Genomic DNA, 12,359 nt, shown 5'->3' with positions numbered 1-12,359 from the left:
CCATCGATATGTCCATGCTTAAAATCGAAGGTGTTCATACCTTCTATGGCAATATCGAAGCCCTCAAGGGCATTGATATGGAAGTCAATGAAGGTGAAATCGTCACCCTGATCGGTGCCAACGGTGCCGGCAAAACCACGTTGCTTATGACCTGTTGCGGTTCGCCGCAGGCCAGCAAGGGGCGCATTCTGTTTGAAGGCCAGGATATCAGTCGCATGCCAATGCATGAGATCTGCCAGCTTGGTATTCAGCAGTCCCCGGAAGGGCGTCGTATTTTCCCGCGCATGTCGGTTTATGAAAACCTTCAGATGGGCGCGATCACCCAGGATCCGAAGTATTTCAATTCGGATATCGAAATGGTGTTTGATCTGTTCCCGCGTCTGAAGGAACGCATCAACCAGCGTGCCGGTACGATGTCTGGTGGTGAACAGCAGATGTTGGCGATTGGCCGTGCCCTGATGGGCCGTCCGCGTCTTCTTCTGCTTGATGAGCCGTCACTTGGTCTGGCGCCACTGATCGTGAAGCAGATTTTCGAAACGGTTGAGAAGATCAACCGCGAGAAAAAGATGACGGTCTTCCTCGTTGAGCAGAACGCATTCCATGCGCTTAAACTGGCTCATCGTGGATATGTGATGGTCAATGGCAATATCACGCTCTCGGGGACGGGTGCGGAACTTCTGGCAAACCCGGAAGTCCGCGCAGCCTACCTCGAGGGTGGCCACTAGGGAGTTCTGAGATGGAAGCGATTACGGGTACCAGCATTGGTGTCACAATCGGAATGACCATCATCCTGATGGGGTTCTGCGGTTTCATGACCGGTCAGGCCATCGCAAACACCTGGCGTCCGGCCTGGCAGCTTGTGCCTTATGCACTGCTGCTTGGCTGCGTTGACCGCTTCATGGTTTTTGCCCTGTTTGAAGGTGAGCTTCTTTCACTTTCCGGCTACATTTTTGATACGGTAATCCTGTTTGCAATCACCTTCGCGGCGTTCCGCCTGACGCAGGTGAACAAGATGCTGTCGCAATATCCGTGGCTGTATGAACGGGTTGGTCCGTTTGCGTATCGCGCCCGCGAAGGTGCTGATGTTCGCTGATATTTGCGGGGACGTAACGCGTCCCCGCATGGTTGCCCGATAACGGGCAATCGTCTGGTTTGTACTTATGCGTCCCGAATACGGAGCGCTATGGTGCGAGGGAACTGAAACCGGTAATCGGCGATAAACACGGGCCGGTTTCAGATCCAAAAAGATGATTCTGTCATGGTGATGGAATCAACCTTTGGAACAGGGAGACTTCTCTTATGTCGAAAACCAAGCTCGGCCTTCTTGCCACTGCTTCCGCGCTTGTTCTTTCAATGGGTGTAGCAAAAGCTGACATCGTTGTCGCGACCGTTGGTCCGATGACCGGTCCGTACGCTGCATTTGGCGAACAGATGACCCAGGGTGCAGAGAAAGCAGTTGCTGACATCAACGCAGCTGGTGGTGTGAACGGCGAAATGCTCGTCCTCGAAATCGGCGATGACGCTTGCGATCCGAAACAGGCTGTTGCTGTTGCCAACCAGTTGGTTAGCAAAGACGTTGCACTTGTTGCTGGTCACTTCTGCTCTGGTTCCTCGATCCCGGCTTCGGAAGTTTACTTCGAAGAGGGCATCATCCAGATTTCCCCGGCTTCAACCAACCCGCAGCTGACCGAACGTGACATGGACAACGTGTTCCGTGTTTGCGGTCGTGACGATCAGCAGGGTGAAGTTGCTGGTAAATACCTGGCTGCAAACTATGGCGACAAGAAAATCGCCATCGTTCACGACAAGCAGGCTTATTCCAAAGGTCTGGCTGACGAAACCAAGAAAAACCTCAATGCGAACGGCGTAACCGAAGCCCTTTACGAAGCAATCACCCCGGCTGAGAAAGACTACTCGGCTCTGGTGACCAAGCTGAAATCCGAAGGCATCGAAGTTCTGTATTATGGTGGTTACCACACCGAACTCGGTCTGATCGTTCGTCAGATGCGCGCACAGGGCATGGACACCATGGTCATGTCTGGTGACGCGATCAACACCCTTGAATATTGGGCAATTACCGGTGATTCCGGCGAAGGCACCATCTTCACCGCATCGCCGGCAATTGAAACCGATCCGCGCAACGCTGACCTCGTCAAATACTTCGACGAAATCGGTTACAAGCCGGAAGGTTACACCCTGTTCACCTATGGTGCGATCCAGGCTTGGGCACAGGCTGCCAACAAAGCTGGCTCGACCGACTTCGAGCCGGTTGTAGATGCCCTGCATTCCGAGAAATTCGACACCGTTCTTGGCGAAATCTCGTTTGACGCCAAAGGCGACGTCGATGCTCCGGGTTACTGGATCTACACCTGGAAAGACGGTCAGTACACCGACGGTGCTATCCAGAATCCGTGATCAACTGCAAACGGTCAGTCCGGCCTAAAGCTGGACTGACCCGACTATTGCAGTCGGATACGAAAAACGCCGCCCTGAATGAGGGCGGCGTTTTTTCTTTCGGTATTTGACTGGGGAAGGCGTTATTTCGCCTTGCGACCCAAACCGATCTTCTTGGCAAACTGCGAACGCTGCTTGGCGTAATTCGGTGCGACCATCGGGTAATCTGCCGGCAGGCCCCATTTCGCACGGTATTCTTCCGGGGTGAGGTTATAGGTCGTGCGCAGGTGACGTTTGAGCATTTTCAGCTTTTTGCCGTCTTCGAGGCAGACAATATAATCATCGCCAATAGATTTTTTGATCGGAACAGCCGGTTTCAACGGTTCCTGTTCCGGTTCTTTTTCAACACCGTGTATATCATCAAGAGAAGCAAAGACAGTCGAAATCAGTTCCGGAATCTGTGCCGCGGCAAGCGCATTGTTGCTGACATAGGCAGATACAATGTCGACGGTCATCTGTAAAAGTTCGTCGCGATTAAGCACGCTGTTCTCGGTTTCAGCCATAATTGAAGTAATCCTTCATTTGATAAATCACATTAAACTTAATGCACTATTCAATCGGTATAGTCAAACCACAGAAAAACACAAGGTTATTTGTTTAATAGACCCTGTTTAGGTTTATAGGGATGTTATATTAAAGTTTATGCTTTGGCGGCGATGATTAAACCCTCTTAAATTTCAGGTCGCACAGGAAATACAACCAAACAGATTGCGCAATAATACTGTTTATATGGCTGGATCGTACTTTACGGCCATGGCGGCATTCTGATACCTGCATGGACCTTGTTGACGGCGTTAAAGCTGACATATGTGTTCAATATACGGAGCTTTTGAACCATAACGGTTTTACTGCGTCAGTTCTGTTTGGAAAACTTGCTGTTTTCATGAGCTGCGCGTTGGCAGCCCCGACGCTATATGCTACAAGGCGCTCAAATTTTAACTTTTGCTTTTGAATAAAGGCACGCCTATGACCGTCAAAACCCTTGCGATTGCCTCCGACCACGGTGGTGTGGAACTGAAATCAACCATTGCTGAAACCTTGAAAAAGCGCGGGATTGAAGTGCTTGATCTGGGCACAGATGGTTCGGCTTCGGTTGATTACCCGGATTATGCGCAGGCAGTGGCCAAGGCCCTTATCGATGGCAAGGCCGAGGCGGGTATTCTCGTCTGTGGATCTGGCATCGGTATGAGCATGGCAGCCAACCGTTATCCGCAAATCCGCGCAGCACTGGTTCATGACCGTCTTTCCACGGAACTTTGCCGTCAACATAACAACGCAAATGTTCTTTGCCTTGGTGCCCGCCTGATTGGTGAAGCCACGGCACTTGATTGCGTTGATACCTTCTTGTCGACCGAATTCGAAGGCGGTCGTCACGAAGGTCGCGTCGCAAAAATGTCCTGCTCCGTCTGATTTTCTCGCCATCTGGCATCAACCGGAACGGGCAGGCGGCCCCCAAGGGTCGCTCCCCGTCACATCGCATCGAAAGAGGCCCCCGCATGTCGTTCAAAGGCTTTTTCACCACCAGCTTGGCCGAAGCTGATCCGGAACTGTACAAATCTGTTACCGACGAGCTTGATCGTCAGCAGAACCAGATCGAGATGATTGCTTCGGAAAACATCGTTTCCAAAGCGGTTATCGAGGCACAGGGCACTGTCCTGACCAACAAATACGCCGAAGGTTATCCTTCGCGCCGTTATTATGGTGGTTGTGAATATGTTGACGTTGCCGAACAGCTGGCAATTGATCGCGCCAAGGAAATCTTCGGCTGTGAATTTGTCAACGTTCAGCCCCATTCCGGTGCGCAGGCAAACGGTGCGGTGATGCTGGCCCTTTGCAAGCCGGGCGATACCATTCTGGGTATGTCGCTTGATGCTGGTGGCCACCTGACGCACGGCGCACGTCCGGCACTGTCGGGCAAGTGGTTCAATGCGGTTCAGTATGGCGTTCGTGAAGATGACCTGACCCTTGATTACGATCAGGTTGAAGCCCTTGCGGTTGAACACAAACCGGCCCTGATCATTGCCGGTGGTTCGGCCATTCCGCGTCAGATCGATTTCAAACGTTTCCGTGAAATCGCGGACAAGGTTGGCGCTTTGCTGATGGTTGATATGGCGCACTTTGCAGGTCTCGTTGCCGGTGGCGTTCATCCGAGCCCGCTTCCTTATGCAGATGTTGTTACCACCACCACGCATAAAACCCTTCGAGGTCCGCGCGGCGGCATGATCCTGTCAAACAACCTCGAGATCGGCAAAAAGATCAATTCCGCCGTCTTCCCGGGTCTGCAGGGTGGTCCGCTGATGCATGTGATTGCGGCCAAGGCAGTTGCCTTTGGCGAAGCGCTGCGTCCGGAATTCAAGGCATATGCCCAGCAGGTTGTTGATAACGCCAAGGCACTGGCAGAAGTCCTTGTCAAACGTGGCTTTGACATCGTGACCGGCGGTACCGATACGCACCTTATGCTGGTAGATTTGCGTCCGAAGGGCCTGAAAGGCAACACGGCGGAAGTCGCACTGGAACGTGCAGGCATTACGTGCAACAAAAACGGTATTCCGTTTGACACCGAAAAGCCGACCATTACGTCTGGTGTGCGTCTTGGTACGCCGGCTGGTACCACGCGTGGTTTCGGTGTTGCCGAATTCCAGCAGATCGGTGAACTGATCGGTGACGTTCTGGATGCCATGGTCGACAACCCGGAAGGCAATGCCGAAGTCGAGGCTGCCGTCCGTGCGAAGGTCGAAGACCTCTGCAAGCGTTTCCCGATCTATTCCTGATCGATTTGAGGCTTAGATAAAAATATGCGTTGCCCGTTTTGCGGACATACCGATACCCAGGTTAAGGACTCCCGTCCGACCGAAGAGCATCATGCCATTCGCCGTCGCCGGTTCTGTCCTGCCTGCGGATCGCGCTTCACGACATTTGAACGTGTCCAGTTGCGTGAATTGATGGTTGTGAAGACAGACGGGCAACGCGAATTGTTCGACCGCGACAAGCTGGCGCGGTCGATCTTTCTTGCCTGTCGCAAACGCCCGATTGAAGACGAACGTGTTGAAAAGGCCCTTAATGGCATTCAACGCCGTCTTGAAAGCAGTGGCGAAAGCGATATTTCCACCGATACCATTGGCGAAATGGTGATGGAGGCGCTGAATGCCCTCGATCAGGTGGCTTATGTACGCTACGCTTCGGTGTACAAGAATTTCCGTGAAGCCCGCGATTTCGAACAATTCGTCGAAAAAATGCATGATGGGGAAGAAGAGGCGGACGCAGAGTAATGACAGCCCCCGCGTTTAGCGAAGACGACCGGCATTTCATGCGGGTCGCATTGAGCCTGTCAAAACGCGGTTTGGGAAATGTCTGGCCGAACCCGTCGGTTGGCTGTGTCCTTGTTTCTTCTGATGGCGCCATTGTTGGCCGTGGTCACACTCAACCCGGTGGCCGCCCGCATGCCGAACGTGTTGCCCTTGATCTGGCCGGTCCGCTGGCCCGTGGTGCAACCGCCTATGTCACCCTTGAACCTTGTAGTCATGTTGGCAAAGCGCCGCCCTGTGCAACCGGCCTGATTGAAGCCGGTGTGTCGCGCGTTGTCAGCGCGCTGACCGATCCGGATCCGCGCGTGTCGGGCAGGGGGCACAAAATGCTGCGTGATGCCGGCATTCAGGTTGATGTCGGGCTTTATGCCGATGAGGCCCGCCGCGTGAATGCGGGCTTCCTGTCCAAGGCCGAGCGTTCCCGTCCGTTTATCACCCTTAAACTGGCATCGACCCTTGATGCGCGATCTGCGACGGCCAGTGGCGAAAGCCAGTGGATTACGGGTGCTGGCGCACGCGAAGCCGGGCACATGTTGCGTGCCAACCATGACGCCATTCTGGTCGGTGCCAAGACGGTCATCGCCGATGATCCGAGTTTGACTTGTCGCCTTGCCGGGCGCGGCCATCAATCGCCGTTGCGCGTCATTCTGGATCGTGCAGGCGACGTTCCGGTTACTGCCAGGCTTGTCCAGACGGCCGACGACGTGCCGACATGGCTGGTAACCGCCAACAAGAATTTCGCCGAACTATCGGAAAAATTTCAAAAAACTGCGGTAAAAGTGATTTCCGCAGGATGCGCAGATGATCATTTGGACCTACATGATGTGCTGCGTAAGCTGGCAGATGAAGGTCTGACGCGTGTCCTTGTTGAAAGTGGCGGAAATCTTGCCGCTGGTTTGATCAGGGCGGGTGTGGTTGATCGTATCATTCATTTCGTCGCGCCATCGTTGATTGGTGGCGACGGCAAGGCAATGATTGCAGATCTTGGTTTGAAACAGCTTGCTGACGCACCGCATTTCAAACGTACTTCAGTTCGTGAAGTAGGTGCAGATATTGCGGTAACCTACGATAAAATAACGGAATAAATGAATGTTCACTGGCATCATCACCGATATCGCAACCGTGCGTGCAATCGAGAAAACCGGCGATACCCGGTTTGAGTTCACCACATCGTTTGATACCTCAAAGATCGTTCTGGGGGCGTCAATCGCGTGCAATGGTGCCTGCATGACCGTGATCGAAACCGGGGATGACTGGTTTGCCATCGAGGCATCGGCAGAAAGCCTTTCGCGGACAACGCTGGGTGATCTTGTTGTCGGATCCAAGGTCAATCTCGAGCAGGCGACGCGTGTCGGCGATGAGTTGGGTGGTCACATCGTATCTGGCCATGTCGATGGCGTTGCAACGCTGACCAAACGCGTGCCAGAGGGTGATTCATTGCGCCTGACATTCGAAGTGCCCGAAGCCTTTGCGAAATATATCGCATCCAAGGGATCGGTGACACTTGAAGGTGTGTCTTTGACTGTCAACGAGGTTGACGGAAACACATTTGGTATCAATCTGATACCACATACCCAAAACGAAACCACATTGGGTTCAAAGCAACCGGGCGACCGGATCAACTTTGAAATTGATATGCTGGCACGCTACGTCGCGCGCATGCTGGGCAAGGATTGATCAACAATGCCGCATAATTATCTTTCGCCAATAGAAGACGTCATCGAAGAGGCCCGCAATGGCCGGATGTTCATTCTTGTCGATGACGAGGACCGCGAAAACGAGGGCGATCTGGTTATTCCGGCCCAGATGGCAACACCCGATGCCATCAATTTCATGGCAACCCATGGCCGCGGCCTGATTTGTCTGACGCTTGAATCTGAGCGGTGCGACGAGCTTGGCCTGACCATGATGAGTGCGCATAACGGCACACGCCACGAAACAGCCTTCACCGTATCGATCGAGGCCAAGACTGGCGTTACCACCGGTATTTCCGCACCTGACCGTGCGCGGACTGTGGCCGTCGCAATTGATCCCAATGCCGGTCGCCACGACATCGTGACACCGGGCCATGTATTCCCGCTTCGTGCCCGTCCGGGTGGGGTTTTGGTGCGTGCCGGTCACACAGAGGCGTCTGTTGATATCGCACGCCTTGCGGGCCTGAACCCGTCGGGTGTCATTTGTGAAATCATGAGTGATTCGGGTGAAATGGCGCGACTGCCAGAACTGGTAGAGTTTGCCAAGAAACATGATCTCAAGATCGCGCAGATTGCCGATCTGATCCGCTATCGCCGCAAACATGAAAAAGTCGTTCAGCGCAAAGCCACCACCAAGATCAAAAGTGTGAATGGCGGCGAGTTTGACATGCATCTTTATGTCAACAATGTCACCTATGCCGAACATATTGCACTGGTCAAAGGCGATATTTCTGATGATGCGCCGGTTCTGACCCGTGTGCATGCCCTAAATGTGATAGAAGATATCTTGGGCGATACCCAAACGGGCCATCATGGTCAACTTTCAGCCGCCATGCGCCAGATCGGCGAGGAGGGGCGTGGTGTGGTTGTCCTGATCCGTGAACCGCGTCCGAACACGCTTTCTGCATCGATTGCCAAACTGATCGAGATGAATGGCGGGGATGGTGATGCCCTGCGTCAGGAACTGGCGAATGAAAACGGTGATGGCGATTTGCGCGACTATGGTGTCGGTGCGCAAATCTTGCATGATCTTGGCATTCGCGACATGATTCTGCTTTCAAATACCAAACGCCACATTGTAGGACTTGACGGCTTCGGTCTAAATCTGGTTGATCAGCGTCCGCTTGTCGTCTCGGAGGAATAAAATCATGAGCAACGCCCCCCACATTCTGATTGTGGATGCGCCGTATTACACGCATATCGTCGAAGACCTTGTCAAAGGGGCCGCTTCGACGCTGCAAGCTGGTGGCGCGACATGGGACCGTATTTCGGTCGCGGGTGCGTTTGAAGTGCCAATTACCATCCGTTATGCTGTGCAGTCGATGGAAGAACTGGCCACCGGTCCGCGCTATGACGGTTATCTTGCGCTGGGGTGTGTTATCCGTGGCGAAACCACGCATTACGACCACATTTGCGAAGAAGCCAACCGTGCGCTGATGCAGCTTTGCCTTGACTACAACCTGGCAATCGGCAATGGCATCCTGACTGTCGAGAACGAGGCGCAGGCACTTGCACGGGCCAAGGCTGACGAAAAGAACAAGGGCGGCGAAGCTGCCAAAGCTGTTCTGCGTCAGATTGAAGTTCAAAACCACTTTGGAATACATCACAAGTAATGACCGAGAAATCAAAGGCATCAGCCGCACAACGGCGCAGTGCGGCGCGTTTTGCCGCTATTCAGGCGCTTTACCAGGCAGAGCTTTCGCAGCTGCCTGCCGCTGATATCGTGCGCGAATATTCCGACTTCCGCCTTGATGGTACGGGTGGTCGCGATCTTGATGTGCCAAACGAAGACCTGATCGATCCGGATCGCGGCTTTTTCGCCGATCTGGTTCAGGGTGTTGCCGCGCGCATGGTCGATCTTGATGCGCTGATCAATGGTGCGCTTGAAAAGGGCTGGACCACGCAGCGTCTTGAGACGGTCCTTCGCAGTATCCTGCGTGCGGGCACGTATGAACTGATCGCGCGTGAAGACGTGCCGATGCGGGTCGTTATCACGGAATATGTCGACGCAGCGCATTCGTTCTTTGACGAGAACGAACCGAAGCTGGTCAATGCCGTGCTGGACCGTATCGGGAAAACCTTGCGTCCCGGTGAAGCCGGACAGAATTGATATGGCAGCGCGATCCGGCGAATTTGAACTGATCGCGCGCCATTTTGCGCCCATTGCGCAAAGTGATCCGGCCGCATTGTCTTTGAAGGATGATGCGGCCGTATTTTCACCACCCGCCGGGCACGAGGTTGTTGTAACCACCGATGCGCTGGTGGCTGATGTCCATTTCCGAAGCATTGATGAACCCGAACTGATCGCAAAGAAAGTTCTGCGCGTGAACCTGTCGGACTTGGCGGCCATGGGCGCCCGACCGGGCGGCGTCGTATTGAGTTCGGGTTATAATCGCGATCTGTCGGATGACTGGGTTGCGCGATTTGCCAAGGGTTTTGGCGAAGATTGTGCGGCTTATGATGTGTCGCTTTGGGGCGGAGATACGGTTGCAACGCCGGGCCCGACATTTTTTAGTCTGACGGCATTTGGCTATGTTCCAACAGGCAGGGCCCTTCGACGTGATCTGGCACAGCCGGGCGATGTTTTGGCCGTCACCGGAACGTTGGGTGATGCGGCCTTGGGGCTGGCGCTACTGAACGGCGAATTTCCCGATCTTGCACCGGATTTGGCCGAGTTCCTGAAAGACCGTTATTGGTTGCCGCAGCCGCGGATGACGGAAAGTGCGGCCTGTATCGCATCGAAACGACGTTTGGCTGCCATGGATATTTCCGACGGGCTTGCAGGGGATTGCCGCAAGATTTGTTCTGCTTCGGGTGTCGGTCTTGTGATCAACCGCGATGCTGTTCCGCTATCCAAGGCGGCACGGGCTGCGTTGGATGGTGATGAAGACCAGTGGTCGCGCATTCTTGCGGGCGGTGATGATTACGAACTTCTGATTGCGGGTGCACCCGATGATGTTGCTGCCTTGGGTGATGCCTTCACCGTCATCGGTGGGGTGACGGATGAAGTCGGTGTTGTATCACTGATCGGTGCGGATGGAAAAATGGCCGAACTCGCAGATGGCGGGTTCGACCATTTCAAATAACGACAGATCTCTAGATCGGCTCAGGCGGCTTATTTCTGCTCGCTGAAGCGACCCAGGTTGCCAAAGAGCTGCTGCAGGATCGTGATTTCACGACCGGCAGTCGGTGTAACGCGGTCCGTCGGAATAACCGGCTTGCCGTCTTCGAGGTCATATTCACTCAGGATTTCGACGCGATTGGCCGCATCGAAGCTGATCAGAATGACTTTCTGCTGGACGGTTTCGGGTTCGAAGAACGCAACGGTCTCGGTCACACTGGAAATATAAAGCCAGACATTTTCGTCAAAGGCGGCAACCGATGATGGCGATCCCAGAATATTGGTGACATCACCCTTGGTCGATTCTCCGACAGAGATCTGTTCAAGCTGTTCTGGGTCCGGCGCGTGGCCGCGGGTCGCAATTCTGGGGCTGCAGGCAGCGACAAAGGCAATAGCGAGCCCTGCCAGCATGATCAGGGGAATGCGGGTAGTTTTGTTATCCATGAAGCTCACCTGAGCGACCCTCTTCTTGAAGCGAAACCGGAATTGCCTTGAGTTTCTGCGCGAGGCGCATGATATTGCCGGGCAATGCATGGGGCAGACATGCCCCAATGAGATTTACGGCATTCTGCGTGCCACGACAGGAATGTCAACGAAGGAGTGTTACTGTTGTTTGGATGGCTTAAGAAAAAAGACCGCAAGCAAACTGCTGCGTTCGAGCTTTACACGGCAATGGTAACCCAGGCGCGCCAACCGGACTTCTACGCAAAGCTTGGCGTTCCCGATAAGATGGAAGGGCGCTTTGACCTTATTCTCGTTCATGCATTCATCCTGTTTCGCCGTTTGAAGGCCGATGATGGTGACCGTGATCTTGCACAGCGCATCTTTGATGTGATGTTTTCTGATCTTGATCAGAACATGCGTGAAATGGGGATCGGCGATGTCGGTATCCTGAAGCGGATCCGCAAGATGTCTGAATCCTACCATGGGCGCATTGTTGCCTATGAAGAAGGTGTTCAGTCTGGCGCAGCCGAGCTTGCCGCCGCACTGGACCGTAATCTTTACGCTGACTGTAATGTCAGCAATGAACAACTTATGGCGATGGTCGGCTATATCCACGACGCGCTGACCAGCCTTGAAAATCAAACCATTTTGCAAATGCAGAACGGCGCGGTTCATTTTCCCGATGTCCCGGCTGTTGCTGTATCTGACTCGCACGAGAAAGAACGACCTGATGCCTGATAATTTTACCCCCGAGTTTTCCCGTATTGTCAAAACCGATGAAATGGTCAGTGGCAAAGAGAAACTTGTTATTGAAGCCAACGAAAAGGAACGTGCCGAACTGGCCAAACGGTTCGAGCTGGTTTCAATTGATAGCTTGCGCGCCGAGCTCGAAGTTAAAACCGCGTCAAACGGCGAAGTTACCGTGCGTGGCCCGATGAGTGCCGAAATCGTTCAGCGCTGCGTCGCCACACTGGAACCCGTGCCGGAAACCGTTGAAGATACGGTCGAGGTACTTTTCTCGCCGCATGTTTCCGAAGAAGACATGCCGTCAAACCCGGACGATCTTGAAAATCTGTCGGAAGCCGAATTGATGGCGCTGCTTGAACAGCCCGAACCGCTTGTTGATGGCATGATTGATCTGGGCGAGGTTGTTGCACAGTTCCTGGCCGTTGCGATGGACCCGTATCCACGCAAGGATGATGCGGAGCTGCCGGACTCGATCCAGACCGAAGAAGACGCCGACGCCGACAAACCCAACCCGTTTGCGCAGCTTGCAGGCCTTAAAGAACAGCTTGAAAAGAAAAAATAGTGGTCATCCGGGCGGGAACGTCTGATGATTAG

General features: G+C 53.8%; 16 protein-coding genes. 14 read left to right on the top strand and 2 right to left on the bottom strand.

What is annotated here, in order from left to right; genetic code table 11:
* Positions 1-14 precede the first annotated feature (14 nt).
* The 3 genes from TH4_RS13045 (at position 15) to TH4_RS13035 (ending at position 2,415) form a co-directional block, all read left to right on the top strand.
* Complete coding sequence (locus tag TH4_RS13045; RefSeq protein WP_008891115.1) at positions 15-725, top strand: ABC transporter ATP-binding protein; 711 nt, start codon at positions 15-17, stop codon at positions 723-725.
* Between the two features lie 11 nt (positions 726-736).
* Entirely contained in the window at positions 737-1,093 is a 357-nt protein-coding gene (locus TH4_RS13040; RefSeq protein ID WP_008891114.1) for a DUF6867 family protein, read from the top strand.
* A gap of 206 nt (positions 1,094-1,299) precedes the next feature.
* Positions 1,300-2,415 carry a branched-chain amino acid ABC transporter substrate-binding protein gene (locus TH4_RS13035; RefSeq protein ID WP_008891113.1) on the top strand — a complete coding sequence of 372 codons (1,116 nt, stop codon included), beginning with the start codon at positions 1,300-1,302 and terminating at the stop codon, positions 2,413-2,415.
* A 122-nt stretch (positions 2,416-2,537) separates the two neighbouring features.
* On the opposite strand, the gene TH4_RS13030 is transcribed toward TH4_RS13035, so the two are convergent.
* The gene (locus TH4_RS13030) at positions 2,538-2,957 is read right to left on the bottom strand and encodes a Ros/MucR family transcriptional regulator (RefSeq protein ID WP_064781437.1); all 420 of its coding nucleotides are present in this window, start codon (positions 2,955-2,957) and stop codon (positions 2,538-2,540) included.
* A 463-nt stretch (positions 2,958-3,420) separates the two neighbouring features.
* Here TH4_RS13030 and rpiB point away from each other — a divergent pair, with 463 nt between their 5' ends.
* The 9 genes from rpiB to thiL all read left to right on the top strand — a co-directional run bounded on the left by rpiB (position 3,421) and on the right by thiL (position 10,539).
* Positions 3,421-3,864 carry a ribose 5-phosphate isomerase B gene (gene rpiB / locus TH4_RS13025; RefSeq protein ID WP_008891111.1) on the top strand — a complete coding sequence of 148 codons (444 nt, stop codon included), beginning with the start codon at positions 3,421-3,423 and terminating at the stop codon, positions 3,862-3,864.
* 86 nt (positions 3,865-3,950) lie between these two features.
* A complete protein-coding gene (glyA, locus tag TH4_RS13020; protein ID WP_064781436.1) occupies positions 3,951-5,225 on the top strand; it encodes a serine hydroxymethyltransferase in 1,275 nt (424 codons plus the stop codon).
* 24 nt (positions 5,226-5,249) lie between these two features.
* A complete protein-coding gene (gene nrdR, locus TH4_RS13015; RefSeq protein WP_008891109.1) occupies positions 5,250-5,723 on the top strand; it encodes a transcriptional regulator NrdR in 474 nt (157 codons plus the stop codon).
* On the top strand, positions 5,723-6,844 hold the full coding sequence (gene ribD / locus TH4_RS13010; RefSeq protein ID WP_064781435.1) for a bifunctional diaminohydroxyphosphoribosylaminopyrimidine deaminase/5-amino-6-(5-phosphoribosylamino)uracil reductase RibD: 1,122 nt from the start codon (positions 5,723-5,725) through the stop codon (positions 6,842-6,844). The genes nrdR and ribD overlap by 1 nt, the downstream gene beginning before the upstream one ends.
* Before the next feature lie 4 nt (positions 6,845-6,848).
* Entirely contained in the window at positions 6,849-7,436 is a 588-nt protein-coding gene (locus TH4_RS13005) for a riboflavin synthase (RefSeq protein ID WP_064781434.1), read from the top strand.
* 6 nt (positions 7,437-7,442) lie between these two features.
* The gene (gene ribB, locus TH4_RS13000) at positions 7,443-8,597 is read left to right on the top strand and encodes a 3,4-dihydroxy-2-butanone-4-phosphate synthase (RefSeq protein ID WP_064781433.1); all 1,155 of its coding nucleotides are present in this window, start codon (positions 7,443-7,445) and stop codon (positions 8,595-8,597) included.
* Between the two features lie 4 nt (positions 8,598-8,601).
* Positions 8,602-9,066: a 6,7-dimethyl-8-ribityllumazine synthase gene (gene ribH, locus TH4_RS12995; protein ID WP_008891105.1), complete on the top strand. Its 465-nt coding sequence runs from the start codon at positions 8,602-8,604 to the stop codon at positions 9,064-9,066.
* Positions 9,066-9,563 carry a transcription antitermination factor NusB gene (gene nusB / locus TH4_RS12990; protein WP_063089462.1) on the top strand — a complete coding sequence of 166 codons (498 nt, stop codon included), beginning with the start codon at positions 9,066-9,068 and terminating at the stop codon, positions 9,561-9,563. The genes ribH and nusB overlap by 1 nt, the downstream gene beginning before the upstream one ends.
* Before the next feature lies 1 nt (position 9,564).
* The gene (gene thiL / locus TH4_RS12985) at positions 9,565-10,539 is read left to right on the top strand and encodes a thiamine-phosphate kinase (RefSeq protein WP_064781432.1); all 975 of its coding nucleotides are present in this window, start codon (positions 9,565-9,567) and stop codon (positions 10,537-10,539) included.
* Between the two features lie 29 nt (positions 10,540-10,568).
* Here the strand turns inward: thiL and TH4_RS12980 are convergent, their stop codons facing one another.
* Complete coding sequence (locus TH4_RS12980; protein WP_008891102.1) at positions 10,569-11,018, bottom strand: outer membrane protein assembly factor BamE; 450 nt, start codon at positions 11,016-11,018, stop codon at positions 10,569-10,571.
* A 165-nt stretch (positions 11,019-11,183) separates the two neighbouring features.
* On the opposite strand from TH4_RS12980, the gene TH4_RS12975 reads away from it, so the two are divergent.
* Both TH4_RS12975 and TH4_RS12970 read left to right on the top strand, forming a co-directional pair.
* Positions 11,184-11,756 carry a ubiquinol-cytochrome C chaperone family protein gene (locus TH4_RS12975; protein ID WP_008891101.1) on the top strand — a complete coding sequence of 191 codons (573 nt, stop codon included), beginning with the start codon at positions 11,184-11,186 and terminating at the stop codon, positions 11,754-11,756.
* Entirely contained in the window at positions 11,749-12,327 is a 579-nt protein-coding gene (locus TH4_RS12970) for a YceD family protein (RefSeq protein ID WP_064781431.1), read from the top strand. Before TH4_RS12975 ends, TH4_RS12970 begins: the two co-directional genes overlap by 8 nt.
* Positions 12,328-12,359: the final 32 nt, after the last annotated feature.

The organism is Thalassospira tepidiphila MCCC 1A03514 (genome assembly GCF_001662875.1).
Lineage (GTDB): Bacteria > Pseudomonadota > Alphaproteobacteria > Rhodospirillales > Thalassospiraceae > Thalassospira > Thalassospira tepidiphila.
Note: the sequence above shows the minus strand (reverse complement) of the source record. Positions and strands in the feature narration are given on the sequence as shown.

What these genes read in the sequence shown, in the direction of transcription:
- TH4_RS13045 (WP_008891115.1), top strand. Translation starts at nt 15, where the DNA reads ATGCTTAAAATCGAAGGTGTTCATACCTTCTATGGCAATATCGAAGCC.
- TH4_RS13040 (WP_008891114.1), top strand. Translation starts at nt 737, where the DNA reads ATGGAAGCGATTACGGGTACCAGCATTGGTGTCACAATCGGAATGACC.
- TH4_RS13035 (WP_008891113.1), top strand. Translation starts at nt 1,300, where the DNA reads ATGTCGAAAACCAAGCTCGGCCTTCTTGCCACTGCTTCCGCGCTTGTT.
- TH4_RS13030 (WP_064781437.1), bottom strand. Translation starts at nt 2,957, where the DNA reads ATGGCTGAAACCGAGAACAGCGTGCTTAATCGCGACGAACTTTTACAG.
- rpiB (WP_008891111.1), top strand. Translation starts at nt 3,421, where the DNA reads ATGACCGTCAAAACCCTTGCGATTGCCTCCGACCACGGTGGTGTGGAA.
- glyA (WP_064781436.1), top strand. Translation starts at nt 3,951, where the DNA reads ATGTCGTTCAAAGGCTTTTTCACCACCAGCTTGGCCGAAGCTGATCCG.
- nrdR (WP_008891109.1), top strand. Translation starts at nt 5,250, where the DNA reads ATGCGTTGCCCGTTTTGCGGACATACCGATACCCAGGTTAAGGACTCC.
- ribD (WP_064781435.1), top strand. Translation starts at nt 5,723, where the DNA reads ATGACAGCCCCCGCGTTTAGCGAAGACGACCGGCATTTCATGCGGGTC.
- TH4_RS13005 (WP_064781434.1), top strand. Translation starts at nt 6,849, where the DNA reads ATGTTCACTGGCATCATCACCGATATCGCAACCGTGCGTGCAATCGAG.
- ribB (WP_064781433.1), top strand. Translation starts at nt 7,443, where the DNA reads ATGCCGCATAATTATCTTTCGCCAATAGAAGACGTCATCGAAGAGGCC.
- ribH (WP_008891105.1), top strand. Translation starts at nt 8,602, where the DNA reads ATGAGCAACGCCCCCCACATTCTGATTGTGGATGCGCCGTATTACACG.
- nusB (WP_063089462.1), top strand. Translation starts at nt 9,066, where the DNA reads ATGACCGAGAAATCAAAGGCATCAGCCGCACAACGGCGCAGTGCGGCG.
- thiL (WP_064781432.1), top strand. Translation starts at nt 9,565, where the DNA reads ATGGCAGCGCGATCCGGCGAATTTGAACTGATCGCGCGCCATTTTGCG.
- TH4_RS12980 (WP_008891102.1), bottom strand. Translation starts at nt 11,018, where the DNA reads ATGGATAACAAAACTACCCGCATTCCCCTGATCATGCTGGCAGGGCTC.
- TH4_RS12970 (WP_064781431.1), top strand. Translation starts at nt 11,749, where the DNA reads ATGCCTGATAATTTTACCCCCGAGTTTTCCCGTATTGTCAAAACCGAT.